General features: G+C 33.3%; 1 protein-coding gene. It reads left to right on the top strand.

Annotated features, from left to right (window positions below; translation table 11 throughout):
• Positions 1 to 357 (top strand): type II toxin-antitoxin system HicB family antitoxin (locus tag ACFIM6_RS09940; RefSeq protein WP_375612680.1); only part of this gene is annotated, 357 nt, incomplete at its 5' end.
• Between the last annotated feature and the right edge of the window lie 626 nt (positions 358 to 983).

Here is a 983-nt window from a genome sequence, read left to right as displayed (position 1 = left end):
TCTGCTTTTGGTGTTCAGTTTCCTGATTTTGAGGGACTTTTTTCTGCTGCTGATGAGGAAGAAAATTTAATCGCAAATGCAACAGAAGCACTCCAACTTTATTGTGAAGATATAGATAGAGTGCCTATTCCTTCAAAATTTGAAGAAGTCATACAACGGAAATCTGTCAAAACAGCTTTGTCAGAAGGAGCTTTTTTAATACAAGTTCCTTTTATTGAAAATGATTCAGAAGTCATACGCACAAATATATCAATTGAACGAGGGCTTTTACGTGCAATTGATAATTGTGCACAAAAGAGAGGTTTAACAAGATCTGCTTTTTTGGCAACAGCAGCCCGTCACGAGCTTAATATTTAGCTCATCAATCTGGAAAAATTTCTCACTCTCGATTTTTTTACAAAAGCGTGTAATTGCATATGATCCGCAAACTATTAATGAAAATCAAAAGGCGGCAGGCAAACAAAACGCTATAGTTAAGAGGGATATAGCTATCATTGATATTATATACATGGCATCTAATATTTCTGGACCTGTCATTGCCTTTCCCTCCTATAATAATTTCACAATAATTTATAAAATCTAAAATGTTTTAGAAAATTTTATATATTCTATTTTAAAATAAAAAATATAGATTTTTTTGTTGGCATGGTGTAAAAAATTGCATTTAATGACGATACTGCACTAGTCGTATTGCGTCTAAAATTCAAAAATATCCCCAAAATTCAGTAAAATGTCAACTTGAAGCGTGGCTAGAAAGCCCTGTTTTCTAGATAATTCTGACTAATCAATTTTTCACAGAATAAAAATCAATATTTGACTAATGATGTCATTAATTATGACTCAAAAGGAGCAATGATGAAAGCTGTCATCACTAAGCCAATGTGTGTTGTTGGAGACAATAAAAGCACTGTTCGCTTTGAACCATCAACACCCAATAATCCATTTGTTGAAGTTTCCAATCAAGTCTACGCACGTCTCAAGCG

It is taken from the genome of Bartonella sp. AA9NXGY, assembly GCF_042196845.1.
GTDB lineage: Bacteria > Pseudomonadota > Alphaproteobacteria > Rhizobiales > Rhizobiaceae > Bartonella.
The sequence above is the reverse complement of the archived record's forward strand: the minus strand, read 5'-3'. Positions and strand labels throughout refer to the sequence as shown.